Genomic DNA, 25,199 nt, shown 5'->3' with positions numbered 1-25,199 from the left:
ACCGGCCCGGGACATCGGCACGATCGAGGGAGAGACGGCTGAGATGCCGAAGATGAAGACGCACAGTGGTGCGAAGAAGCGGTTCCGGATCACCGGTTCTGGCAAGATCAAGCGCCGCCGCGCCAACCGCGCGCACTACAACGAGTGGAAGTCGTCCACCCTGACGCGCCGTCTCAAGCCCGAGGTCGTGCTGTCCGACGCCGACTCCAAGAAGATCAAGAAGCTGCTCGCTAAGTAACGACCCGGGGAGATAGATACACATGGCACGCGTGAAGCGGGCGATCAACGCCAAGAAGAAGCGCAGGGTCGTTCTCGAGCGGGCGAGCGGCTACCGGGGTCAGCGGTCGCGTCTGTACCGCAAGGCCAAGGAGCAGATGCTCCACTCGATGACCTACGCCTACCGCGACCGCAAGGACCGCAAGGGCACCTTCCGCCGTCTGTGGATCCAGCGCATCAACGCCGCTGCCCGTCAGAACGGCATCACCTACAACCGGCTCATCCAGGGCCTGCGCCTGGCGGAGATCCACGTCGACCGCAAGATCCTGGCCGACCTCGCGGTCAACGACGCCGCCACGTTCGCCACCCTGGTCGAGTCCGCCAAGAAGGCGCTCCCGGCCAACGTGAACGCCCCGGTCGCTCAGTAACCGCGCCGGGCGCCTGCGGACCTTCGCGGGCACGCCGGCATCCGGGCGGGTCCGGTTCCGTACGGCACGCGGCCCACAGCGATCACGCTGTGGGCCGCGTTCGCATTCTTGGGCTTCTCGAAGGACGGATATGGCGGGGTCTGAACTGACCAACATCAAGTCGCCGCGGGTCAAGGCCGCGCGCAGGCTGACCAAGCGGGCCTTCCGCGACCGTGACCGGTCCTTCCTGGCCGAGGGGCCGCAGGCGGTGCGCGAGGCCCTGGCGCTGGACGACGTGGTCGCCGAGCTGTTCACCACGGCGGAGGCCGAGAGCCGGCACGCCGAGCTCGTCGCCGCCGCCCGGGACGCCGGGATCCCCGTCCACCGGGCCAGCGGCGAGGTCATGGCCGAGCTCGCCCAGACGGTCACCCCGCAGGGCCTGCTGGCCGTGTGCCGGTTCGTGCACGTGCCGCTGGAGCGCGCGCTCACCGGCGAGACCCGCCTGGCGGCAGTCCTGGCCCACGTCCGCGACCCCGGCAACGCCGGCACCGTGCTGCGCGCGGCCGACGCCGCGGGCGCCGACACGGTCGTCTTCACCGACGCCTCCGTGGACCCCTACAACGGCAAGTGCGTGCGGGCCAGCGCCGGCAGCCTTTTCCACCTCCCGGTCGTCACGGGGGCCCCGGTGGCGCAGGCCGTACGGGCGCTGAAGGACGCCGGGCTGCGCGTGCTGGCCGCCGACGGCGCGGGCGAGCACACCCTGGACGACGTCGACCTGTCCGGGCCGACCGCGTGGATCTTCGGCAACGAGGCGTGGGGGCTGCCGAAGGAGATCCTGGAGCTCGCCGACGACGTCGTCCGCGTGCCGATCTACGGGCGGGCCGAGAGCCTCAACCTGGCCACGGCCGCCGCGGTGTGTCTGTACGCATCTGCCCGGTCCCAGCGGGCCGCGGGCACCCAGAGCCCGGCTCCGAACCTGCCGTAGAACACGGAAAACCCGCTATTGTCGGCGTTGTAGCGTCGAGGAGGCGGGGTCGTGCACGACGGACACACCGACGGGCGGAGCGCCGACTCCGTATGCGCGATCGATGTGGACGATCTCCCCGACGGCCTGGTGGTGACCGACCGCGACGGGCACGTGCTGGCGGTCAACCGGGCCGCCACCCGCCTGACCGGGGTCACCCGCGAGCAGGCCGTCGGCCGGCACGTGCGCGACGTGTTCTCCTTCCTCGACCAGGACGGCCGTGACTGGTGGAAGTGGCTCGACACCTACGGCGGCCTGCCGACGCGCACCCGCCATCCCGAGCTGCCGCTGCGCACTCCCGGCGGCCACGAGATGCTCGTCGCCGCCCGCCTGGTGCGCGAGCCCGAGCGGGGCGGGCAGGTCGTCCGGGTGGTCGTCACCATGCGCGACGCCGGCGCCCGCGCCCGCCTGGAGCGCAGCCGCGCCGACCTGGTCTCCACCGTCGCCCACGAGCTCCGCTCCCCGCTGACCAGCGTCAAGGGGTTCACCGCGACGCTGCTGGCCAAGTGGACCCGCTTCACCGACGACCAGAAGCTCGTCATGCTGGAGACGGTCAACGCCGACGCCGACCGGGTGACCAGGCTGATCACCGAGCTGCTCGACGTGTCCCGCATCGAGTCCGGCCGACTGGAGATCCACCGGCAGGTCGTCGACATCCCGGCCCGGGTCAGAAAGATCATCGCCGGGCGGATCGCGGCCGGCGAGCCGGAGGACCGCTTCCGGCTGGAGGTGTACGGCGAGCTGCCCGAGACGTGGCTCGACCAGGACAAGATCGACCAGGTCCTGTCCAACCTCATGGAGAACGCGGTGCGTCACGGACGGGGTACGGTGACAATAGTCGTCGAGCCGAACGAGTGGGGAGTGACCGTGTCCGTCCGCGACCAGGGTGAGGGCATCCCGCCCGAGCTGGTCACGCGCGTCTTCCGGCAGTTCTGGCGGGGCAACGCCCGCCGCCGCGGCGGCACCGGGCTCGGCCTGTTCATCGTCAAGGGCCTGATCGAGGCCCACGGCGGCACGATCTCCGTGCAGCGCGGCCCCGAGGGCGGGGCCGAGTTCCGATTTATGCTGCCCACCGGCACCCCTGACTTCGCCTGAGGGCGGACGCCGGCCCGGTGGGCTCCTTCGCGCAGTCACCGGCCGCGCCCCCGCATCCGCCAGGCCCGGCCCGGTCTTCCCAACGATAGACTCATGGCCGCTTAGGCCCTGGATTCGGAGCTCTCTCTTGTCTAACTACGACCCGGTCGAGGTGACGCCGCTGCACGCCGACGAGGTGGCGCGCATGCAGGCCGACGCGCTCGACGCCATCAAGGCGGCGCGCGATCTCGACGAACTGAAGCAGGTACGGCTCGCGCACGCCGGTGACCGCTCGCCGATCGCCCTGGCCAACCGTGAGATCGGCGCGCTGCCCCCGGCGGCCCGCGCCGAGGCGGGCAAACGCGTCGGCGGCGCCCGCAAGGCCATCGCCGACGCGCTCGCCGAACGCCAGGTCCAGCTGGAGGCCGAGCGCGACGAGCGCGTCCTGGTCGAGGAGACCGTCGACGTCACGCTGCCCTGGGACCGCGCCCCGCGCGGTGCCCGGCACCCGCTGACCACGCTGCAGGAGCGCATCGCCGACGCCTTCGTCGCGATGGGCTACGAGGTGGCCGAGGGGCCCGAGCTGGAAGGCGAGTGGTTCAACTTCGACGCGCTGAACATCTCGCCCGACCACCCGGCGCGCTCCGACCACGACACCTTCTTCGTGGAGTCCGTCGACTCCGGCAAGGTGCTGCGCACCCAGACCTCGCCGGTGCAGATCCGCGCCCTGCTCGGCCGTGAGCTGCCGGTCTACGTGATCTCGCCCGGCAAGGTGTTCCGCACCGACGAGCTCGACGCCACCCACACCCCGGTCTTCCACCAGGTCGAGGGCCTGGCGATCGACGAGGGCCTGACGATGGCCCACCTCAAGGGCACCCTGGACCGCTTCGCCGAGGTCATGTTCGGCGAGGGCATCACCACCCGGTTCCGGCCGAACTACTTCCCGTTCACCGAGCCCTCGGCCGAGATGGACCTGAAGTGCTTCGTGTGCCGCGGCGCCTCGGCCGTGCCCGGCAACCCGCCGTGCCGTACCTGCAAGTCCGAGGGCTGGATCGAGTGGGGCGGCTGCGGCATGGTCAACCCGCGCGTGCTCATCTCCTGCGGCGTCGACCCGGCGCGCTACTCCGGCTTCGCCTTCGGCATGGGCATCGAGCGCACCCTGATGTTCCGCCACAACGCCGAGGACATGCGCGACATGGTCGAGGGAGACGTCCGCTTCACGCTCCCGTTCGGAATGGAGGTCTGATGAAGGTCCCGCTTTCATGGCTGCGGGAGTATGTCGATCTCCCCGCCGTCACCGCCCACGAGATCGCCGACAAGCTCACCGCCGCCGGCCTCAAGCTGGAGGCCGTCACCTCCTACGGCCACGACGTCAAGAACGTCGTCGTCGGCGAGGTGCTGTCCATCGAGGAGCTGGAGGGCTTCAAGAAGCCCATCCGGCACTGCCAGGTCGAGGTGGGCGAGGCCGCCCCGCGCCAGATCGTGTGCGGCGCGACCAACTTCGTCGCCGGTGACCGGGTGCCGGTCGTGCTGCCCGGCGGCGTGCTGCCCGGCGGCTTCGAGGTCGGCGCGCGCAAGACCTACGGGCGCATGTCCGAGGGCATGATCTGCTCCGAGCGCGAGCTGGGCCTGGGCGAGGACCACTCCGGCATCATGGTGCTGCCCGAGGGCACGCCCATCGGCGCCGACGTGGTCGAGCTGCTCGGCCTGCGCGAGGACGTCATCGAGCTGGAGATCACCCCGGACATCGGCTACGCGCTGTCCATCCGGGGCGTGGCCCGCGAGGTCGCCACCGCCTTCGAGGTGCCGTTCCGCGACCCGGCCGACGTCTCCCCGCCGGCCGAGTCCCAGCCGTCCCACCCGGCCTCGATCGCCGACCCGACGGCGTGCGACCGCTTCGTGCTGCGCGCCGTCAGCGGCTTCGACCCGCACACGCCGAGCCCGTTCTGGCTGCGGGCCAGGCTGACGCGCGCCGGCATGCGCCCGGTCTCGCTGGCCGTCGACGTCACCAACTACGTGATGCTGGAGCTGGGCCAGCCGCTGCACGCCTTCGACGCCACCAAGCTGACCGGCGAGATCGTGGTGCGCCGGGCGCAGCCGGGGGAGACCCTGGAGACGCTCGACCACGTCGTGCGCCCGCTCAACCCCGAGGACGTCCTGATCACCGACGGGTCCGGCGCGATCTCCATGGCCGGCACCATGGGCGGCCTGCACACCGAGATCTCCGACGACTCCACCGAGATCGTCATCGAGGCCGCGCACTTCTCGGCCAGCGGGATCGCGCGCATGTCCCGCCGCCACAACCTGGTCAGCGAGGCGTCCAAGCGCTTCGAGCGGGGCGTGGACCGGGAGCTGCCGCTGTACGCCTCCTGGCGCGCGGTGCGGCTGCTGACCGAGCTGGGCGGCGGCGCGATCCGGCCGGGCGTCACCCACGTCGAGATCCCGGCCGAGCCGGTCCGCATCTCCATCCCGAGCGACCACCCCGGCAAGGTCGCCGGGACGCACTACGACCGCGAGACCGTGGTCCGCCGCCTGGAGCAGGTCGGCTGCACCGTCGAGAGCGGTGCCGTCGCCCCGGCCGACGAGATGGCGGTCCTGCTCGCGGTGACCGGCGACGACATGCTGACGGTCACCCCGCCCTCCTGGCGGCCCGACCTGACCGACCCAAACGACCTCGCCGAGGAGGTCATCCGGCTCGAGGGCTACGAGAACCTGCCCTCGATCCTGCCCGCGGCGCCGGCCGGGGCCGGGCTCACCGAGGGCCAGCGGCTGCGCCGCCGGGTCGGCCGGGCGCTGGCCGGCGCCGGCTACGTCGAGGTCCTGGCCTACCCCTTCGTCGGGGAGCGCGACTTCGACAACCTGCAGCTGCCCGCCGGCGACGCCCGCCGCCGCGCCGTACGGCTGGCGAACCCGCTCAGCGAGGACGAGCCGCTGATGCGGACCACGCTGCTGCCGGGCCTGCTGAAGACCCTGGTGCGCAACGTGGGCCGCGGCTTCGGCGACGTGGCGCTGTTCGAGACCGGCCTGGTCTACCGGCCGGCGCCGGACGCGCCCGCGCAGGCCCCGGTGCTCGGAGTGGACCGCCGCCCGACCCGGGAGGAGCTGGCCTCGATCGAGGCCGCGCTGCCCGACCAGCCCCGGCGGGTGGCCGTGGTGCTGGCCGGCGAGTTCGAGCGCTCCGGCTGGTGGGGCAAGGGCCGCCCGGCCACCTGGGCCGACGCCGTCGAGGCGGCCCGCACGGTCGCCCGCGAGGCGGGCGTCGAGCTGACGGTCCGCGCCGACCGGCACGAGCCCTGGCACCCGGGCCGCTGCGCCGCGCTGTACGCCGGGGACACCCTGGCCGGCCACGCCGGCGAGCTGCACCCGCGCGTCATCGAGGCGTACGGCCTGCCGCCGCGCACCTGCGCGATGGAGCTGGAGCTGACCCGGCTGGAGGCCGTGCTGCCCGGCCCGGCGCAGGCCCCCCCGGTCTCCGCCTACCCGGTCGCCACCCAGGACGTCGCGCTGATCGTCGGCGCGGACGTCCCGTTCGCCGAGGTCGAGGCGGCGCTGCGCGAGGGCGCGGGCGAGCTGCTGGAGTCCCTGCGGCTGTTCGACGTCTACACCGGCGCGCAGGTCGGCGAGGGCAACAAGTCCCTGGCCTGCACCCTGCGCTTCCGGGCGCCGGACCGCACGCTGACGGTCGAGGAGACCACCGCGGCCCGCGAGGCCGCCGTGGCCCTGGCCGCCGAGCGCACCGGCGCCCAGCTCCGCGGCGCCTGAGCACGGCAGAGGAGGCCCCGGCGGACATACCGCCGGGGCCTTTTCCCTGTGTGAACCGCAGGACGAGAGGAAGGACGAGATGAGGTACCTGCTGGTGTTCGCCGATCGCGACGACGCCGAGGAGGTCGCCGAGACGGTGGCAGACCGGCTCCCCGAGCTGGAGGCGCCCGCCGTCGTACGGGAGACCCTGGCGGGTGAGGACGACGCCGAGGACGCCCAGTGGGTCGTGGTCGTCGAGGACCCCGACGGCGCCCTGTCCCGGGAGGAACTGGCGCGTCTGGACGAGCTCGCCGAGGAGTACGACGGCTGGCGCGAGACCGACTGAGCCCGGCCCCCGTCCGGCTCCGCTGCCCGTTGCGGGTTCTGTGTCCCGCGTGATCATCAAAGGGTTCCGGGCCCTCTTGAGAAGGCGTGGCGCCCACCGGATGGGCGTATCCCACACCGTGGTTCCTCATGTCGGCCGTGATCCGGACGATGCGAAGAGATGGCCGACCTTCCGCAGTATCGCCGACAGGTCGTCGCCGTCCCTGTCACGACTGCACGGAAGCATCGATGAACACTTCACCGAGGGTCCCGCAACCCTCCGGCCCACGCCGTACGAGCGCCCGGCTGCGGATCCCCGCCCTGCTGACCGCCCTGCTGACGAGCCTGGCCGTCCTGCTCCCCTTGACCGCGGCTTCGGCCTCGGCCGCCGCCGACAGCACCGTCGTGGCCTGGGGTGCCAATAGCCGAGGTCAGGCCAATGTGCCCGCCGGCCTGACCGGCGTGACCCAGATTTCCGCAGGATACGACTTCAGCCTGGTACTGAAGAGTGATGGCACCGTCGTGGCCTGGGGCGACAATTCCGTCGGTCAGACCGCCGTGCCGCCCGGTCTGACCGGCGTGACGCAGATCGCTGCCGGCGGCGCTCACAATCTGGCGCTGAAGAGTGATGGCACCGTCGTGGCCTGGGGCGACAACTCCCTCGGTCAGGCCGCCGTGCCGCCCGGTCTGACCGGTGTGATCCAAGTCGCCGCCGGCGACAGCCACAGCCTGGCGCTGAAGAGTGACGGCACCGTTGTGACGTGGGGTGGCTTCGCCCACGTGCCACTCGCCGTACCTGCCGGTCTGTCCGGCGTGGTTCAGATTTCCGCTGGATACGCCCACAGTCTGGCGCTGAAGAGTGACGGCACCGTCGTGGCCTGGGGCCATAACGGCTTCCACCAGGTGGATGTGCCGCCCGGTCTGTCCGGCGTGACGCAGATCGCCGCCGGATACAACCACAATCTGGCGCTGAAGAGCGACGGCACGATCGTGGCGTGGGGCCAGGACACCTACGGGCAGAGCACCCTGCCTGCCGCTCTGACCGGCGTGGTTCAGATTTCCGCCGGATACGAACACAGCCTGGCGCTGAAGAGCGACGGCACCGTCGTGGGCTGGGGCGACAACACCTACGGTCAGACCATCGTTCCCGCCAGCCTGGCCGGTGTGACGCAGATCGCCGCAGGGGGCTTGTACAACCTGGCACTGTCGCAGCCTTCAACAGTCGGTTTCACCCAGGCGAGCACGACGCTCGGCGAGGAAGCCGGCACCGTCCAGGTGTCGCTCACCCGCACCGTGACCGCTTTCACCTCCACGGTCGGTTACGCGGTCACCGGCGGCAGCGCCGACGGTTCCGACGTCACCCTTCCGCCGGGCACGGTGTCCTTCGCGCCGGGTCAGAGCACCGCCGACATCGCGCTGACCGTCACCGACGACGGCCTGCGCGAAGGCGATGAGACGCTCACCCTCACCCTGTCGACACCCAGTCCCGGCACGGAACTGGGCCCGCAGAGCGCGATGACCGTCACCGTCACCGACAACGACTCGCCCGCTTCACCGGGAACCGCTCCCAAGGCGCCGAAGGCCCCCAAGGTCCCCAAGGTCGACACCCTGATCAGGACCAGCGGTTCGGGCTACACCGGTGACAACCTCTACGGCCGAACCTCCGCCGCGGCCCAGACCGCGACGGCCACCGTGCACCGCGACCTCGGCGTCGCCGGGCACGCCGGTGCCGTCGCCCTCGGCCGCCGGCCCGTCAGCCTGCGCACCTTCTACGTCCGTATCGCCAACGACGGCACCGCCAGGGCCACCATCACCGTCAAGGGCGGCGCCGCGCCGTCCGGCCTGCGGGTGCGCTACTACGCGGGCCGCAGCAACGTCACCGCCGCCCTGCGTTCGGCCGACGGTCTGCGGGTCAAGCTGGCGGCCGGTGCGCACCGGCGGATCCGCATCCAGATGCTGATCTCTCCCGACATCGAGATCGGCTCGGTCAAGCAGGTCGCCGTCTCGGCGGCCCCGGCCGGTGACGCCGCACAGGCCGACACCGTGCGGGCGGCCGTCCACGTCATCCGCTGACCGGTCGGCGGCGCCCCCTCCTCGACGGGTTGCGGGGCGCCGCCGGCCGCCGTCTCGCGGGGCCTCGCTCAGGATCTTCACAGCCTCACTCAGGGTCCTCACAGCGAAGCCTGACGATGATCAGGCGCATGCGGATTCCAGATGCGCCGGGTATCGGTGAGTTGGGGCGGCGCTGGACGACGGTGCGGAGAGTCGCGGCGTACGGAGCCGCTCTCGCGATGCTGCCGTACTTCGTCATCAAGATCTTCTGGACGGTGGAGGGCCTGCGCGGCGGAGGTCTCCACGGCGGTGCCTGGAGCACGTTGAACTGGGCGGCGATCAACGGCATGACCGTCGGCATGGCGGGTGTGGCGATCCTGCTCGGCCTGGCGCTGGGCCGGCGGTGGGGCGAACGGATCCCCGCATGGCTGCTGCTGTTGCCCGCGTGGATCGGCATGGGCTTCCTGGTCTCGATGATCCCGCTCCTCCCCGCGTCTCTCCTGCCGGCGCGAGAAGACTGGGAGGCGACGGAGAGCGCGGGGCTGCCATCGTGGGAACTTCCCCTGATCGGCCTGTCCTTCACCGGATTCGCGCTCGGGCTGGCGGTCGCGGCCCCCATCTACGCCAGGCAGCGATGGCCCGCCGCGAGGAGCTCGCCAGGACCGTGGGCGCGTACTTCGCCGGTGAGCCCCATTCAGACCGCGGTCTTGGCGAGCTCCTCGCGGCGGGTGCGTTCGCGGACGGCGTGCTCGTCGGTGAGGGCGTCGTAGTTGCGGAACTTCGGCAGGAGTCCGGCCAGGGCGGTGACCGCGCCGATGCACAGCAGGCCGCCGGCGCCCAGGGAGAAGCGGGTGCCGCCCAGGTGGTCCATCAGACCGGCGCGGGCGTTGCCCAGCATCGGGCCGCTGGTGTAGGACAGCAGCTCGATCCCGGCCAGGCGGCCGCGGTAGGAGTCGGGGATGGTCTGGTTCCAGATCGTGGCCCGGAAGACGCCGCTGATCATGTCGGCGGCGCCCGCCAGCGCGAAGCAGGCCAGGACGCCCCACATGTTCGGCATGAGGGCGGCCAGCGCCACGGCCAGGCCCCAGACGAGGGCGGCGACGATCACTCCCATGCCGTGCCGGTGGATGCGGGCGGTCCAGCCGGAGGTGACCGAGGCGATCAGCGAGCCGACGGCCGCGGCGGAGTAGAACAGGCCCAGAGCGTGGGTGGCGCCGAGCTGGTCGGCCAGGAACGGATAGAGCGCCACGGCGTAGGCGAAGACCATCGCGGCGATGTCCACCAGATAGGTGCCCATCAGGTCGGGGCGGCTTACGGCGTAGCGCACGCCGTCGGCCAGCGCGCTGAGCGAGGCGGGCGGGGCGTCCTCGGCCTGCGGCGGGGCCTTCACCAGCCAGAGCAGGACCAGCGAGGCCAGGAAGGTGACCACGTTGATCGCGTAGGCGGTCGCGACGCCGTACGAGGCGGCGATCAGGCCGCTGAGGCCCGGGGCGATGATCGCACCGAGGTTCCAGCGGAAGCTGCTGAGCGCGGCGGCCGCGGTGAGCTGGTCGTGCCGGACGACCCGGGGCATGAGCGATTCGAGACTGGGCCGCTGCAGACTGCCGAGACCGGCCGACAGTGCGCCCACGACGTACAGGACCCAGACGTGGGGGTTCGGCAACAGCGCGTTGACCAGCAGGATCGCGATCGTGAGGCAGAGGCCCACCTCGGTGTAGAGGATGATCTTGCGGCGGTCCATCGCGTCCGCGATGGCGCCGCCCCACAGGCCGCAGATCACCATCGGTACGAACTCGGCCGCGCTGACCAGACCGACCGCCAGGGATGAGCCGGTGAGCTGCTTCATCTGCAGCGGGACCGCCACCACGGTGAGGAACGTGCCGAACATCCCGATCACTCCCGAGCCGAACAGCAGCCGGAAGTCACGGGAGTCGCGCAGGGGGCTCAGGTCCATCCGCATGCGGCGGAGCAGGGACCTGAACGATCGATCGGGATTTTCGGGCACGAACAGCTAGTTTCGGTGGCGGCCCGCCCGAAAGCAAACCAATATCGGGCGGGCCGTACCCGGCTCAGGCGCCGAGGACCTCCTTGCGCAGGTGCGTCTTGAGGATCTTCCCGCCGGGGTTGCGGGGCAGCTCCGCCTCGCGGACCCAGAACCTGACCGGCACCTTGAACGCCGCGATCCGCTCGCGCAGGAACGCCTGGAGTTCCTCGGGGGTCGCCGCGGACTTCAACCGGACCACCGCGCCGACCTCCTCGCCCAGCTCGTCGTGCGGGATGCCGATCACCGCGGCGTCGTCCACCGCCGGGTGCTCGAACAGCGCGGCCTCCACCTCGGCGCAGTAGACGTTCTCGCCGCCGCGGATGACCATGTCCTTGGCCCGGTCCACGATGTAGACGAAGCCCTCCTCGTCCATGCGGGCCAGGTCGCCGGTGTGCAGCCAGCCGCCGACGATGGTCTCGGCGGTGGCCGCGGGGCGGTTCCAGTAGCCCAGGATCACGTTCGGGCCGCGCATGCACAGCTCGCCGACCTCTCCGGCGGGCAGTTCCTGTCCCATCGGGTCGGCGATCTTGACGTCGACCACGGGCATCGGCAGGCCGATGCTGTCGGGCTTGGCCAGATAGTCCGAGCCGCTGTTGTTGATCGCCAGCGCGGTGGTCTCGGTCATGCCGTAGCCGTTGGAGGGCGCCCGGCTGGGCAGCTGCTCGGTGATGCGCTCAAGCAGCTTGGGCGGGGCGGGGGCGCCGCCGTAGCCCAGGGAGGCGAGGCTGGAGACGTCGTGCTTGTCCAGGTCGGGGTGGGACAGCAGCTGCCAGACGTTGGTGGGCACGCCGCTGAAGACGGTGACCTTCTCGCGCTCGATCAGCTCCAGGGCCCGCCCGGCGTCCCACTTGTACATCAGCACCAGGCCGCCGCCGCTGAACATCGTGGTGGTCATCACCGCGAAGCAGCCGGTGACGTGGAACAGCGGCACGGTCAGCAGGGTGACGCGGCGCTGGCCGGCGGCCTCGCCCGGGTCCTTGCCGGCCCGGACCACGGCGCGCAGCATGCTGTAGGCCACGGTCATGGGGGACTGGCCGAGGTTGCGGTGGCTGCCGAGCGCGCCCTTGGGCACGCCGGTGGTGCCGGAGGTGTAGAAGATGGTGGCCGGGTCGTCGGGGGAGAGCTCCACGTCCGGCAGCGTCACGTCCGCCGCCACCTCGCCCAGCACGTCCTGGAACCCCCGGGCGCCCTCGGGGACCTCGCCGCGCGTCACGATCAGAGCCGGGCCGGACGCGGCGAGCTTGGCTGCGCGCTCGCCGTCGGCGATGAGCACCTTGGCCCCGGAGTCCGACAGTCCGAACTCCAGCTCCTGCTGGGTCCACCAGGCGTTGAGCGGTACGGCGATCGCCCCGGCGGCCAGTGCCGCGGAGAAGGAGATGACCCACTCGGGGTAGTTGCGCATGGCGATGGCGACCCGGTCGCCCTTGCCCACGCCGTACTCCTCCACCAGCCGCCGCGCCAGCGTGGCCGCCCGGCGGAAGTGCTCCTCGTAGGTGATGTGCTCGTCCTCGTAGGCCAGGAAGACCTTGTCACCGTGGAACCGGCTGATCTCGAGGAGGGCCCGGAAGTGCACGGGCGCGTGCTTCCAGGTCCTGACCGTGCCGCCGTGGCCGGGGACCTCCTCCATCTCGAACAGCTGTCCGGGGCCGGTGAGCTGGGCCTGGACCTGGTCGTGAGTGACAGTCATGCGTTCTACTCCCCGGGTGTGGAAGGACCGGAAACGTCACGATACCGACCGGTAGGTACGTGCAACAGGGCTGAAATATCACGAAACATTACGCTGTATGACCATGCGCAGACCTGTGTTCTGTCCTACCCTCCGCCCCGGCCTTCACCGGGGGAGCATCCTTCCTTCCGGTATACCCCGTTTGCATGAAGATCCTGCTACATGCATAATCTCTCTAGAAAGCTTATGAGCAACAACGCATGAATATGCAGACACGGGAGGACGGATGAGAGCCGCCATCGCCGGCGCCAGCGGCTACGCCGGGGGTGAGCTCCTGCGCCTGCTGCTGTCCCACCCCGAGATCGAGATCGGCGCCCTGACCGCCGGATCCAGCGCGGGCACCGCGCTCGGGGAGCACCAGCCCCACCTGGCCCCTCTGGCCGACCGTATCCTGCAGGACACCACCGCCGGGACGCTGGGCGGTCATGATCTGGTCTTCCTCGCGCTTCCGCACGGTCAGTCCGCCGAGATCGCCGAGAAGCTCGGCGACGACACCCTGGTCGTCGACTGCGGCGCCGACTTCCGCCTGTCCGACCCCGCCGCCTGGGAGCACTTCTACGGCGGCGCGCACGCCGGCACCTGGCCGTACGGCCTGCCCGAGCTGCCCGGCCGGCGCGAGGAGCTCCGCCGGACCCGCAGGATCGCCGTCCCCGGCTGCTATCCCACGGCCGTCACCCTGGCCCTGTTCCCCGCCTTCGGCGCCGGCCTGGCCGAGCCCGACGTGGTCGTGGTCGCCGCCAGCGGCACCAGCGGGGCGGGCCGCTCCCTCAAGCAGAACCTGCTGGGCAGCGAGGTCATGGGCTCCGTCAGCGCCTACGGCGTCGGCGGCGTGCACCGCCACACCCCGGAGATGGAGCAGAACCTGGCGGCCGTGGCCGGAGGACCGGTGAAGGTCTCCTTCACCCCGACGCTGGCCCCGATGAGCCGCGGCATCCTGGCCACCTGCACGGCCCCCGCCACGCCGGGCCTGACCGCCGCGGCCCTGCGCGAGGCCTACGAGGCCGCCGTCAAGGACGAGCCGTTCCTGCGTCTGCTGCCCGAGGGGCGCTGGCCGGCCACCTCCATGACCCTCGGCGCCAACACCGCCGCCCTCCAGGTCGCCCTGGACGAGCGCGCCGGACGTGTCGTCGCCGTCATCGCCATCGACAACCTGACCAAGGGCACCGCGGGGGGCGCGATCCAGAGCGCCAACCTCGCCCTCGGCCTGCCAGAAGAGCTCGGTCTTCCCGTCAACGGAGTCGCCCCATGAGCGTGACCGCCCCCCTCGGCTTCCGGGCCGCGGGCATCGCCGCCGGCATCAAGGCCGCCGGAGCCCGTGACCTCGCCCTCGTCGTCAACGACGGCCCCTCCCGCGCGGCGGCCGGCGTCTTCACCGCCAACCGCGTGAAGGCCGCCCCGGTCCTGTGGTCGGCGCAGGTGCTGGCCGGGGGCCGGGTCCGCGCGGTCGTCCTCAACTCCGGCGGCGCCAACGCCTGCACCGGCCCGGTGGGCTTCCAGGACACCCACGCCACCGCCGAGAAGGTCGCCGCCGTGCTGGAGGACTCGGCCGGCGAGATCGCGGTCTGCTCCACCGGCCTGATCGGCGAGCGGCTGCCGATCGACACCCTGCTCGACGGGGTCGACATCGCGGCCTCCCAGCTCAGCCGGGACGGCGGCCTCGCCGCCGCCGACGCCATCCGCACCACCGACACCGTCTCGAAGATCTCCTTCAAGCGGGGCGACGGCGGCTACATGGTCGGCGGCATGGCCAAGGGCGCGGGCATGCTCGCCCCGGCCCTGGCCACCATGCTGTGCGTGATCACCACCGACGCGGAGCTGACCTCCGAGCAGCTCGACGCGGTGCTCCGCAAGGCGACGCGGGTCACCTTCGACCGGCTCGACTCCGACGGCTGCATGTCCACCAACGACACCGTGCTGCTGCTGGCCAGCGGCGCCTCCGGCGTCGTCCCGGACCTCGCCGAGTTCGAGAAGAAGATCACCGAGGTCTGCGCCGATCTGGCCCGCCAGCTCCTGGTGGACGCCGAGGGCGCCTCCAAGGCCATCGCCATCGAGGTCATCGGCGCCGCCTCCGAACAGGACGCCGTCACCGTCGGCCGCGCCGTCTCCCGCTCGAACCTGCTCAAGTGCGCCATCCACGGTGAGGACCCCAACTGGGGCCGGGTGCTGTCGGCGGTGGGCACGACCGACGCCGTCTTCGAGGCCGACCGGCTCAACGTGGCCATCAACGGCGTGTGGATCTGCCGGGGCGGCGCGGCCGGCGACGACCGCTCCAAGGTGGACCTGCGCCCCCGCGATGTGACGATCACCGTCGACCTGTCGGCGGGGCCGCACTCCGCGACGATCCACACCACCGACCTCACCGCGGCCTACGTCCACGAGAACTCGGCGTACTCGTCATGACCGGCAACGGAACGACCGGCAACGGAACGACCGGCAACGGAGCGGCCGCCGACGGGATGAGGGCCGACGCCGCCCTGTCCAAGGCCGCCACCCTGATCGAGGCGCTGCCGTGGCTGGCCCGCTTCCAGGGCGCCACCGTCGTCATCAAGTACGGCGGCAACGCGATGACCGAGGAGCACCTGCGGGAGAAGTTCGCCGACGACGTCGTCTTCCTGCGCTACGCCGGGCTCAAGCCCGTCATCGTGCACGGCGGCGGCCCGCAGATCAACGCCCAGCTCGACCGGCTGGGCATCGAGTCCACCTTCACCGCCGGCCTGCGGGTCACCACTCCCGAGGCCATGCAGGTCGTCAGGATGGTCCTGGTCGGCCAGGTCAACCGCGACGTGGTCGGCCTGATCAACCGGCACGGCCCGCTGGCCGTCGGCATGTCCGGCGAGGACGCCCACCTGCTCACCGCCGTCCGCAAGCACGCGGTCGTCGACGGCGCCCCGGTGGACATCGGCCAGGTCGGGGAGATCGTCCGGGTCGAGGCCGGAGCCGTGCAGGCGCTGCTGGACGACGGGCGCATCCCCGTCGTCTCCTCGGTCGCCCGCGGCGAGGACGGCACCGTCTACAACGTCAACGCCGACACCGCCGCCGCCGCGCTGGCCGTGGCGCTGCAGGCCTCCAAGCTGATCGTCCTGACCGACGTCGAGGGCCTGTACCGCAACTGGCCCGAGAGCGACGAGGTCATCAGCCGCCTCACCGCCGGCGAGCTGGAGCACCTCCTGCCCGGCCTGTCCAGCGGCATGGTGCCCAAGATGGAGGCGTGCCTCAACGCCGTGCAGGGCGGCGTGCCCCAGGCCCACGTGCTCGACGGCCGGGTGCCCCACGCCGTACTGCTGGAGATCTTCACCGACGAGGGCATCGGCACCATGGTGCTGCCCGACGAGTCCGCCGCCGCCCCGGCGGCCGCCGTACCCGAGCTGGTCAAGCGCAGGCTGACCGCCACCATCAAGTTGAAGGGGAGCGACACGTGAGCCTGTACGACCGGTTCGAAGCCGCGTTCATGCCCAACTACGGCGTACCCCCGGTGGCGCTGGCCCGCGGGGAGGGCTGCGAGGTCTGGGACGTCGACGGCAACCGTTATCTCGACATGATCGGCGGCATCGCGGTCAGCTCCCTGGGCCACGCCCACCCCGCGCTCGGCGAGGCCGTCTCCCGCCAGGTCGCCACCATCGCCCACACCAGCAACCTGTTCCTGCACGAGCCCGAGGTGCTGCTCGCCGAGCGCCTGCTCGGCCTGCTCGGCGGGCAGGGCCGGGTCTTCCTCGCCAACTCCGGCACCGAGGCCAACGAGTGCGCCTTCAAGCTGGCGCTGAAGTACGGCAAGACCACCGGCAGGACCTACTTCGTCGCCGCCGAGAACGCCTTCCACGGCCGGACCATGGGCGCGCTCTCGCTGACCGGCAAGCCCTCGATCCGCGACCAGTTCGGCCCGTTCCCGGTCGACGTGCGCTTCGTGCCGTACGGCGACGCCGACGCCCTCAAGAACGCCGTCACCGACGAGTGCGCCGCCGTCTTCCTGGAGCCCACCCAGGGCGAGGCCGGGGTCGTGCCCCCGCCGGACGGCTACTTCCGCGCCGCCCGGGAGATCTGCACCGCGGCCGGGGCGCTGCTGGTCGCCGACGAGATCCAGTCCGCGATCGGCAGGACCGGCCACTGGTTCGCCCACCAGCACGAGGGCGTGCTGCCCGACATCCTGACGCTGGCCAAGGGCCTGGGCGGCGGCATGCCGATCGGCGCCTGCGTCGGCTTCGGCGCCGCCGGCACGATCTTCGCCAAGGGCGACCACGGCTCCACCTTCGGCGGCAACCCCGTCTCGGCCGCCGCCGCGCTCGCCGTACTCGACACCATCGACGGCGAGGGCCTGCTGGAGCACGTCCGCGCGGTCGGCTCCGAGCTCGCCGACGGCATCGCCGCCGTCGACCACCCGCTGCTCAAGGGGGTGCGCGGCCGGGGCCTGTGGCGGGCGATCGTGCTGACCTCCCCCCGCTCCGCCCAGGTCCAGGCCGCGGCCCAGCGGGCCGGGTTCCTGGTCAACGCCCTGCAGCCGGACGCGGTACGGCTCGCGCCGCCGCTGGTCATCACCTCCGCGCAGGTCGCGACGTTCGTGACCGCGCTCCCCGCGATCCTCGACGAGGCCTCCCATGACTAGACACTTCCTCAAAGACGACGACCTGACGCCCGCCGAGCAGGCGCAGGTGCTCGATCTGGCCGACGCGATGAAGAAGGACCGGTACGGCTACCGCCCCTTCGAGGGCCCCAAGACCGTCGCGGTCCTGTTCGACAAGCACTCCACCCGCACCCGGGTCTCCTTCTCCGTCGGCATCGGCGAGCTCGGCGGCCTGCCGCTGGTGCTCGACGCCGGCTCCTCCCAGATGGGCCGGGGCGAGTCGATCGAGGACACCGCCCGAGTCCTGGAGCGCCAGGTCGCGGCAATCGTGTGGCGGACCGGTGGACAAGAGAGGATCGAGGCCATGGCCGCAACCTCCTCCGTCCCTGTGGTCAACGCTCTCACCGACTCCTACCACCCCTGCCAGATCCTCGCCGACCTGCAGACCGTCCGTGAGCGCTTCGGCAGGACCGCCGGGCTGACGCTGGCCTACTACGGCGACGGCGCCAACAACATGGCCCACTCGTACCTCCTCGGCGGCGCCACCGCCGGGATGAACGTGCGGATCTGCGCCCCCGAGGGCTACCGGCCCGACCCGGCGGTCCTGGCGCGGGCCGCCGAGATCGGCGCGCAGACCGGTGCCGAGGTCTCGGTGGCCGACGATCCGGCCGCGGCCGCGGCCGGAGCCGAGGTGATCACCACCGACACCTGGGTGTCCATGGGTCAGGACGGCAAGGACGAGCGGGTCGCCGCGCTCATGCCGTACCAGGTGAACGCCGGGGTGACGGCGGCCGCCGCGCCCGGTGCGATCGTGCTGCACTGCCTGCCCGCCTACCGCGGTCTGGAGATCACCGCCGACGTCATCGACGGCCCGCAGAGCCTCGTGTGGGACCAGGCGGAGAACCGCCTGCACGCCCAGAAGGCCCTGCTGCACTGGCTGGCGTCGGCGGGGGAATCGTCATGATGATCCCCATGACCAAGGTGGCCCGCCAGGCGCGGATCGCCGAGCTGCTGCAGCGCCGGCCCGTCCGGTCCCAGCCGGAACTGGCCAAGCTGCTGGCCGAGAGCGGGGTGGAGGTCACCCAGGCCACCCTCTCGCGCGATCTGGACGAGCTCGGGGCGCTCAAGCTCCGGGCGGAGGACGGCTCCCTGGTCTACGCCCTTCCCGGAGAGGGCGGCGGCCGCATACCGCTGGCCCGCCTCGGCGGCGGGGAGACCCCCGCCGCCAGGCTCGGCCGTCTGGCCGAGGAACTGCTCGTCTCGGCCGACGCGTCGGCCAACCTGGTGCTCGTGCGCACCCCGCCGGGGGCCGCGCAGTTCCTCGCCTCGGCCATCGACCACGCCGACTGGGAGTCCATCCTCGGCACGGTGGCCGGCGACGACACGATCCTCGTCATCAGCCGCGACCCGACGGGCGGGGCCGCCGTGGCCGAGGCTCTGCTGCGCCTGGCCGACCGACGTAGCTAGCCCGCGATCCGCGGGCCGGTCCCGGCGCAGTCCCTCGAACGAACGAAGACTTGGAGCAAAGACATGACTGACCGGGTGGTCCTCGCCTACTCCGGGGGCCTCGACACCTCAGTTGCCATCCCCTTCCTCGCCGAGAAAACCGGCGCCGAGGTCATCGCCGTGGCCGTCGACGTCGGCCAGGGCGGCGAGGACATGGAGGTCATCCGCAAGCGGGCCGTCGACTGCGGCGCCGTCGAGTCCGTCGTCGTCGACGCGCGCGAGGAGTTCGCCGCCGACTTCTGCGTGCCCGCGCTGCAGGCCAACGCCCTCTACATGGACCGCTACCCGCTGGTCTCCGCGCTGTCCCGGCCGCTGATCGTCAAGCACCTGGCCGCCGCGGCCAAGGAGTTCGGCGGCACGCACGTCTCGCACGGCTGCACCGGCAAGGGCAACGACCAGGTCCGCTTCGAGGCCGGCCTGGCCGCGCTCTTCCCCGAGCTGAAGGTCGTCGCCCCCGCCCGCGACTACGCGTGGACCCGGGACAAGGCCATCGCCTACGCCGAGGAGAAGAACCTCCCGATCGAGACCAGCAAGAAGAACCCCTACTCGATCGATGCGAACCTCTGGGGCCGGGCCGTCGAGACCGGCTTCCTGGAGGACATCTGGAACGGCCCCATCGAGGACGTCTACGCCTACACCGCCGACCCGGCCGAGCCCCGCGAGGCCGACGAGGTGATCATCAGCTTCGTCAGGGGCGTCCCGGCGGCGCTGGACGGGCGGGCGCTGACCCCCTTCCAGATCATCTCCGAGCTGAACCGGCGCGCCGGCGCCCAGGGCGTCGGCCGGCTCGACATGGTCGAGGACCGGCTCGTCGGCATCAAGTCGCGCGAGGTCTACGAGGCGCCCGGCGCCATCGCGCTGATCACCGCGCACATGGAGCTGGAGAACGTCACCGTCGAGCGCGACCTGGCCCGCTTCAAGCGGTCGGTGGACCAGCGCTGGGGCGAGCTCGTCTACGACGGCCTGTGGTTCTCCCCGCTGAAGAGGGCGCTGGACGTCTTCATCGCCGAGGCCCAGGAGCACGTCACCGGCGAGATCCGGATGACCCTGCACGGCGGCCGCGCCACGGTCACCGGCCGGCGCTCGGAGACGTCGCTGTACGACTTCAACCTCGCCACCTACGACACCGGCGACACCTTCGACCAGTCGCTGGCCAAGGGCTTCGTCGAGCTGTGGAGCCTGCCCTCGAAGATCGCGGCCGCGCGTGACCGGCGGCTCTGAACGGGTGGGGATGTCCATGACCAGCACGCCGGAGGGCGGGCCGGCCGGACATCCCGTAGGGTCGCGGATTGAACTGGGAGGGAGAACGACGGTGACTGATGGTGGCAAGCCGATGAGGTTGTGGGGCGGCCGGTTCGAGGGGGGTCCGGCCGACGCGCTGACCAGGCTCTCGGTGAGCGTGCACTTCGACTGGCGGCTGGTGCCGTACGACCTGCTGGCCTCGCGGGCGCACGCCCGGGTGCTGAACCGCGCGGGACTGCTCACGCAGGAGGAACTGGAGCGCATGATCGGCGCTCTGGACGACCTGGAGCGGGCCTGCAAGGCGGGCGAGTTCCGGCCGACCGTGGCCGACGAGGACGTGCACACCGCACTTGAGCGCGGCCTGCTGGAACGCCTGGGCACGCTCGGCGGCAAGCTCCGCGCCGGCCGGTCCAGGAACGACCAGATCGCCACCGACCTGCGGCTGTACCTGCGCGACCACGTCCGGCACATCGTGTCCCGGCTGGTGGAGCTGGAGACCGCGCTGATGAGCCAGGCCGAGGAGCACGCCGAGACGGCCGCCCCCGGCATGACCCACCTGCAGCACGCCCAGCCGGTCTCCTTCGGCCACCAGCTCCTGGCGCACGTGCACGCCTTCGCCCGCGACATCGACCGGCTGCGCGACTGGGACAGGCGGGCGGCGGTCTCCCCGCTCGGCTCCGGCGCGCTGGCGGGCTCCTCGCTCCCGCTGGACCCGCAGGCCGTCGCCGCCGAGCTCGGCTTCGACTCCGCGGCCCCCAACTCGATGGACGCCGTCGCCGACCGCGACTTCGCCGCCGAGTTCCTGTTCTGCGCGGCGATGGTCGGCACCCACCTGTCGCGGCTGGGCGAGGAGATCGTCCTGTGGGCCTCGCAGGAGTTCCGCTGGATCGAGATGGACGACGCCTACTCCACCGGCTCCTCGATCATGCCGCAGAAGAAGAACCCCGACGTCGCCGAGCTCGCCCGCGGCAAGAGCGGTCGCCTCATCGGCAACCTCATGTCGCTGCTGACGACGCTCAAGGGCCTGCCGCTGACCTACAACCGCGACCTGCAGGAGGACAAGGAGCCGGTGTTCGACTCCGTCGACACCCTGCTGCTGGTGCTCCCGGCGATGGCCGGCCTGGTCGCCACGATGCGGGTCAACACCGCCAAGCTGGAGGCCTCGGCGCCCGACGGGTTCGCCCTCGCCACCGACCTGGCCGAGCTGCTGGTCCGCAGAGGCGTGGCGTTCCGCGAGGCCCACGAGGCGGTCGGCCACCTGGTGGTCTGGTGCCAGGTCAACGACAAGGACTTCGACGAGCTCACCGACGACGAGCTCGTGAAGGTCTCGCCGCACTTCACCCCCGACACGCGCGAGGTCCTGTCGGTGCCGGGCGCGCTGGCGGCCCGCAAGGCCCACGGCGGCACGGCCCCCGACCGGGTCCGCGACCAGCTGACCGCCCTGCGGGAGACCGTCGACGGTCAGGCCGCATGGGCGAGCGGGAACTGAGGCGGCAGGAGGGGACCGGGCCCGCCGGGTCCGGTCCCGGGCTCGCCCGGCTGCCCCGCTCCTTCTTCGACCGGCCCGCGCACGAGGTCGCCCCGGACCTGCTGGGGCGGGTGATCGTGCACGGGCCCGTCGCGGTGCGGCTGACCGAGGTCGAGGCGTACGGCCTGCCGGGGGAGGACCCTGCGGCCCACACCTACCGGGGCCTCACGCCGCGCAACGCGGTGATGTTCGGGCCGCCCGGTCACGTGTACGTCTACTTCACCTACGGCATGCACTTCTGCGCGAACCTGGTCTGCCTTCCCGACGGGGTCGGCTCGGGCGTGCTGCTGCGGGCCGGAGAGGTGGTCGCCGGGATCGAGACCGCCACGGCCCGCCGGAGCACCGGCGCCGGCCGTACCGTCCCCGCCAGGGACCTGGCACGCGGACCGGCGCGTCTGGCCGTGGCGCTCGGCTTCACCCGCGAGCACAACGGGACCGACGCCTGCCCGCCCGGCGGGGCGGAGGAGGCCGGGAACGGCTCGTACGGCGGAGCGGAGCGGTCCGGGCCGGGGGCGGTGGCCGTCCTGGAAGGGCGGCCTCCCGAGGCGGGCCTGATCAGGTCGGGGCCGCGCACCGGGGTCTCGGCGGGCAAGGAGACGCCCTGGCGGTTCTGGATCGCCGGTGACCCCACGGTCTCGCCGTACCGGCCGCACGTCCCGCGCCGCCGGACCTGATCGCCGTGACGACGCGAGGCGGGCCGGGGCCGTCACGGTCGGCATCCGGTTACGGATGGCCGTTGAGCGGCGTGGGCCCGTATGGCGCGGGTCTGCGCGGTGTGGGCGCGTCCGGTGTGGGCCCGTACGGCAGCCCGTATGCCGGAGGCTCAGTCCCAGGTGACGTCCGGCGGGTCGTCGCCGGTCGCCTCGGCGACGAGGCGGGCGCTCTGCTCGGCCTCCGCGCGCCGCACGGACGACAGGGCGCCGAAGAGGGTGATCGTCACTTCGCGGTCGGTACGGCGGTAGCGCCAGATGCCGGCCACCTCGCCGTCGACGAGCAGCGCCCCCGGCCCCGAAAGGGCCCGCCACACCTGCCGGCGCCGGTCGCCGTCCGGGACGAGCAGGGTCCGGTCGACCTGGCGCAGGTAGGGATCGTTCGGCGGGAGGAGGGCGACCCCCTCGGGCTCGGGCGCCTCCCGCACCGCGTCGAGGAGAGCCTCGGGCAGGTCGCAGCGCCGGTCGCCGACCCGGACCCCGACCAGGTCACCGGCCCGTTCCCGCCACAGGCCGGTGGCGGCCGCGACGTCGCCGCCCATCCAGTCGCGGAACACGGTCCTGCCGGTGGGGCCGTTCACCCGGAAGTAGGCGTCCAGCAACGCCGTACGCGGATGGTCGATCTTCTCCTGCCGGTGCTCGGGAGGCGGGTGCAGCACGGTCGTGCGCTGCTCCCCGGGGCCGAGGACGATCCGCGCCTGACGCCCGGCCGCGCGGAACAACGCGTCGGGGACGTGGTCCGCCTCGCACCGCGGGCACCACTCCACCAGCGAGGCCGGTACGCGACCGGTAACCCGGCTGCTCGCCTCCGGCTTCGGCAGGGGAGCGGTCACCACGGCGCCGAGGGCGGCGGCCACCTCCTCGACCGCCCGGACGTAGTCGGCCCCGCCGTCGTCCGACTCCCGGGGGGCGAGCGCGTCGCGCACGAAGTCCAGGTGGGCCGGGCGGTGCGCATGCGGTGCCCCGCGCACGGACCACATGCTCACCAGGGGGCCCGCGCGGAGATCGCGTCCGCGACGCTCGTCGTCCTGGTGCCGTCCGTGCGGGTGCTGTCTGCGCGGGTGTCGCCCGCGGAGGCGCCATCGGTGGGACTGCTGTCCGTGGGGATGCCGTCCGTGCGCTGGATCAGCGACTGCTTGGCGCCGGCCTGCCGGCTGTCCTGCACCCCCAGCAACAGCAGGTCGTCGAGCGTGCTCTCGCGGGACCGGCCGGCCAGGCCGTGCCGCCGCCACCTGAAGCCCAGCCATCGAGCCCTGTCCACGGTGACCACGCCGCTCATCAGCACCACTCCGATCGCCATGCCGTCCGGCCCAGCCGTACCAGATCGTTTTTCCGCTGTCACTGCTCTTTCCCGTGCGCCGGGGACGGTTTCGAGTGGCGCAACGATGCCGGAATCGGGCAGGCTGTACCGCGAAGCCGTACAAGACCCTCGAGAACATTGGAAAGCAAGAATCGTGACCGACATTCTGGATGACCTCGCCTGGCGCGGGCTGATCGCGCAGTCCACCGACATCGACGCCCTGCGGGCGAAGATGGCCGAGGGTCCGATCACGGTCTATTGCGGCTTCGACCCGACCGCGCCCTCTCTGCACGTGGGCAACCTGGTGCCGCTGCTGACCCTGGCCCGGATCCAGCGGGCCGGGCACCGCGCCATCGGCCTGGTGGGCGGCGCCACCGGTCTGATCGGTGACCCCAGCGGCCGCAGCACCGAGCGTTCGCTCAACTCCACCGAGGTCGTGGCCGAGTGGGTCGCGCGCATCCGGGTGCAGGTGGAGCGGTTCCTGGACCTGTCCGACCCGGAGCGCGGGCTCATGGTCAGCAATCTCGATTGGACCGATGGCATGTCCGCGATCGCGTTCCTGCGCGACGTCGGCAAGCACTTCCCGGTCAACCGCATGCTGGCCCGCGAGTCGGTCTCGGCGCGTCTGGCGGGTGAGGGGCTCAGCTACACCGAGTTCAGCTACCAGATCCTGCAGGCCAACGACTACCTGGAGCTGTACAGGCGGCACGGGTGCTCGCTGCAGATCGGCGGCAGCGACCAGTGGGGCAACATCACCGCCGGCACCGATCTGGTGCGCCGGGTGACCGGTGACCACGTGCACGCGCTGACCGTGCCGCTGATCACCAAGGCCGACGGCACCAAGTTCGGCAAGACCGCGGGCGGCGCCGTCTGGCTCAACCCGGAGATGACCTCGCCGTACGCGTTCTACCAGTTCTGGCTGAACGCCGACGACCGCGACGTGGTGAAGTTCCTGAAGATCTACAGCTTCAAGTCCCACGAGGAGATCGAGGCGCTGGAGAAGTCCGTGGCCGAGCGGCCCTTCGCCCGCGAGGCGCAGCGCGCGCTGGCCGAGGAGCTGACCACGCTGTTGCACGGGGCGGAGGAGTGCGCCGCGGTGATCGCGGCCTCGGCCGCGCTGTTCGGTCGCGGATCGCTGCAGGAGCTGCCGGCGCACACGCTCGGGGCGGCCCTGGCCGAGGTGCCGCGCGCGGAGGTGCCCGGGCTGGGGGCGTCGTTCGTGGACCTGCTCGCCGAGAGCGGTCTGGTGGATTCCAAGTCCGCCGCCCGTCGCGCGGTCAAGGAGGGCGGCGCCTACCTCAACAACGTCAAGGTCACCGACGAGGCATACGTGCCGACGCAGGAGGATCTGCTGCACAACCGCTACCTGGTCCTGCGGCGCGGCAAGACGTTCGGCGCCGTCGAGGTCGTCTGACCTGCGGTGCCCGTTGACCGACCGACACCTGAACGCCCCGGCTGCGGCCGGGGCGTTCGTCGTCGCGGGAGTAACGTTCTGATAGCGGAGAACGGCCGTCTTGCAGGGGATCCGGGCTGACCTGCGCTTTTGATCATGGCGGTTGATTTGACGACGGTTCGGAGGCGGCTTATGGTTTTCATGCCCGGGAGCGAGCCGGACGCCTCATGGCGGACGGGCCCCAGGGCCAGCCCCCTCTTACGAACGAACCTTGGTGTTCGTCCTCTGTGCATGTCGCCGGGAAATCGGCTGATTGGACATGGGCCGAATGGCACGGTAAGTTTAGAGGGTTGCCTC

Annotated in this window: 23 protein-coding genes; 19 read left to right on the top strand and 4 right to left on the bottom strand. The window is 71.7% G+C overall.

Annotated features, from left to right (window positions below):
• The first annotated feature begins 43 nt into the window (after positions 1 to 43).
• The 9 genes from rpmI (at position 44) to Pta02_RS32195 (ending at position 9,608) form a co-directional block, all read left to right on the top strand.
• Positions 44 to 238: a 50S ribosomal protein L35 gene (rpmI, locus tag Pta02_RS32235; RefSeq protein ID WP_184946812.1), complete on the top strand. Its 195-nt coding sequence runs from the start codon at positions 44 to 46 to the stop codon at positions 236 to 238.
• A 22-nt stretch (positions 239 to 260) separates the two neighbouring features.
• Positions 261 to 644, top strand: a complete 384-nt coding sequence (rplT, locus tag Pta02_RS32230) for a 50S ribosomal protein L20 (protein WP_203878766.1) — start codon at positions 261 to 263, stop codon at positions 642 to 644.
• 130 nt (positions 645 to 774) lie between these two features.
• Entirely contained in the window at positions 775 to 1,608 is an 834-nt protein-coding gene (locus tag Pta02_RS32225) for a TrmH family RNA methyltransferase (RefSeq protein ID WP_203878765.1), read from the top strand.
• A 51-nt stretch (positions 1,609 to 1,659) separates the two neighbouring features.
• A complete protein-coding gene (locus Pta02_RS32220; RefSeq protein WP_203878764.1) occupies positions 1,660 to 2,742 on the top strand; it encodes a sensor histidine kinase in 1,083 nt (360 codons plus the stop codon).
• Between the two features lie 184 nt (positions 2,743 to 2,926).
• Positions 2,927 to 3,967 carry a phenylalanine--tRNA ligase subunit alpha gene (gene pheS / locus Pta02_RS32215; RefSeq protein ID WP_239131405.1) on the top strand — a complete coding sequence of 347 codons (1,041 nt, stop codon included), beginning with the start codon at positions 2,927 to 2,929 and terminating at the stop codon, positions 3,965 to 3,967.
• On the top strand, positions 3,967 to 6,483 hold the full coding sequence (gene pheT, locus Pta02_RS32210) for a phenylalanine--tRNA ligase subunit beta (protein ID WP_203878762.1): 2,517 nt from the start codon (positions 3,967 to 3,969) through the stop codon (positions 6,481 to 6,483). The genes pheS and pheT overlap by 1 nt, the downstream gene beginning before the upstream one ends.
• Positions 6,484 to 6,562: 79 nt before the next feature.
• Positions 6,563 to 6,808: a hypothetical protein gene (locus Pta02_RS32205; protein ID WP_203878761.1), complete on the top strand. Its 246-nt coding sequence runs from the start codon at positions 6,563 to 6,565 to the stop codon at positions 6,806 to 6,808.
• Between the two features lie 341 nt (positions 6,809 to 7,149).
• Complete coding sequence (locus tag Pta02_RS32200) at positions 7,150 to 8,859, top strand: Calx-beta domain-containing protein (protein WP_203878760.1); 1,710 nt, start codon at positions 7,150 to 7,152, stop codon at positions 8,857 to 8,859.
• Positions 8,860 to 8,987: 128 nt separating this feature from the next.
• Entirely contained in the window at positions 8,988 to 9,608 is a 621-nt protein-coding gene (locus Pta02_RS32195) for a hypothetical protein (protein WP_203878759.1), read from the top strand.
• Here Pta02_RS32195 and Pta02_RS32190 read toward each other — a convergent pair.
• Positions 9,533 to 10,798 carry an MFS transporter gene (locus Pta02_RS32190; RefSeq protein WP_239131392.1) on the bottom strand — a complete coding sequence of 422 codons (1,266 nt, stop codon included), beginning with the start codon at positions 10,796 to 10,798 and terminating at the stop codon, positions 9,533 to 9,535. The genes Pta02_RS32195 and Pta02_RS32190 overlap by 76 nt on opposite strands.
• A 109-nt stretch (positions 10,799 to 10,907) precedes the next feature.
• Positions 10,908 to 12,569 (bottom strand): class I adenylate-forming enzyme family protein, encoded by a 1,662-nt coding sequence (locus Pta02_RS32185; RefSeq protein WP_203878758.1) that lies wholly within the window; start codon positions 12,567 to 12,569, stop codon positions 10,908 to 10,910.
• 265 nt (positions 12,570 to 12,834) lie between these two features.
• Between Pta02_RS32185 and argC the strand changes: the two genes are divergently transcribed.
• The 9 genes from argC (at position 12,835) to Pta02_RS32140 (ending at position 22,113) form a co-directional block, all read left to right on the top strand.
• On the top strand, positions 12,835 to 13,857 hold the full coding sequence (gene argC / locus Pta02_RS32180) for an N-acetyl-gamma-glutamyl-phosphate reductase (protein ID WP_203878757.1): 1,023 nt from the start codon (positions 12,835 to 12,837) through the stop codon (positions 13,855 to 13,857).
• On the top strand, positions 13,854 to 15,008 hold the full coding sequence (gene argJ, locus Pta02_RS32175) for a bifunctional glutamate N-acetyltransferase/amino-acid acetyltransferase ArgJ (protein WP_203878756.1): 1,155 nt from the start codon (positions 13,854 to 13,856) through the stop codon (positions 15,006 to 15,008). Before argC ends, argJ begins: the two co-directional genes overlap by 4 nt.
• A gap of 56 nt (positions 15,009 to 15,064) precedes the next feature.
• Entirely contained in the window at positions 15,065 to 16,027 is a 963-nt protein-coding gene (gene argB / locus Pta02_RS32170) for an acetylglutamate kinase (protein ID WP_203878809.1), read from the top strand.
• 29 nt (positions 16,028 to 16,056) lie between these two features.
• Positions 16,057 to 17,205 carry an acetylornithine transaminase gene (locus Pta02_RS32165; RefSeq protein ID WP_239131404.1) on the top strand — a complete coding sequence of 383 codons (1,149 nt, stop codon included), beginning with the start codon at positions 16,057 to 16,059 and terminating at the stop codon, positions 17,203 to 17,205.
• Positions 17,198 to 18,127, top strand: a complete 930-nt coding sequence (gene argF, locus Pta02_RS32160) for an ornithine carbamoyltransferase (protein WP_203878754.1) — start codon at positions 17,198 to 17,200, stop codon at positions 18,125 to 18,127. The genes Pta02_RS32165 and argF overlap by 8 nt, the downstream gene beginning before the upstream one ends.
• The gene (locus Pta02_RS32155; protein ID WP_203878753.1) at positions 18,124 to 18,630 is read left to right on the top strand and encodes an arginine repressor; all 507 of its coding nucleotides are present in this window, start codon (positions 18,124 to 18,126) and stop codon (positions 18,628 to 18,630) included. Before argF ends, Pta02_RS32155 begins: the two co-directional genes overlap by 4 nt.
• A gap of 63 nt (positions 18,631 to 18,693) precedes the next feature.
• Positions 18,694 to 19,890 (top strand): argininosuccinate synthase, encoded by a 1,197-nt coding sequence (locus tag Pta02_RS32150; RefSeq protein ID WP_203878752.1) that lies wholly within the window; start codon positions 18,694 to 18,696, stop codon positions 19,888 to 19,890.
• Positions 19,891 to 19,981: 91 nt separating this feature from the next.
• Positions 19,982 to 21,400: an argininosuccinate lyase gene (gene argH, locus Pta02_RS32145; protein ID WP_203878751.1), complete on the top strand. Its 1,419-nt coding sequence runs from the start codon at positions 19,982 to 19,984 to the stop codon at positions 21,398 to 21,400.
• A complete protein-coding gene (locus Pta02_RS32140; RefSeq protein WP_203878750.1) occupies positions 21,382 to 22,113 on the top strand; it encodes a DNA-3-methyladenine glycosylase in 732 nt (243 codons plus the stop codon). Before argH ends, Pta02_RS32140 begins: the two co-directional genes overlap by 19 nt.
• A gap of 149 nt (positions 22,114 to 22,262) precedes the next feature.
• Here Pta02_RS32140 and Pta02_RS32135 read toward each other — a convergent pair whose 3' ends face one another.
• Positions 22,263 to 23,120, bottom strand: coding sequence for a DNA glycosylase AlkZ-like family protein (locus Pta02_RS32135; RefSeq protein WP_239131391.1), 858 nt, complete (start codon positions 23,118 to 23,120; stop codon positions 22,263 to 22,265).
• Positions 23,121 to 23,131: 11 nt separating this feature from the next.
• Positions 23,132 to 23,449 (bottom strand): hypothetical protein, encoded by a 318-nt coding sequence (locus tag Pta02_RS32130; protein ID WP_203878748.1) that lies wholly within the window; start codon positions 23,447 to 23,449, stop codon positions 23,132 to 23,134.
• A gap of 154 nt (positions 23,450 to 23,603) precedes the next feature.
• Here Pta02_RS32130 and tyrS point away from each other — a divergent pair, with 154 nt between their 5' ends.
• Positions 23,604 to 24,863, top strand: a complete 1,260-nt coding sequence (gene tyrS / locus Pta02_RS32125) for a tyrosine--tRNA ligase (RefSeq protein WP_203878747.1) — start codon at positions 23,604 to 23,606, stop codon at positions 24,861 to 24,863.
• The last annotated feature ends 336 nt before the right edge of the window (positions 24,864 to 25,199 follow it).

It is taken from the genome of Paraplanobispora takensis (assembly GCF_016863195.1).
GTDB lineage: Bacteria > Actinomycetota > Actinomycetes > Streptosporangiales > Streptosporangiaceae > Planobispora > Planobispora takensis.
This window is presented reverse-complemented; position numbering and strand designations above follow the sequence as displayed.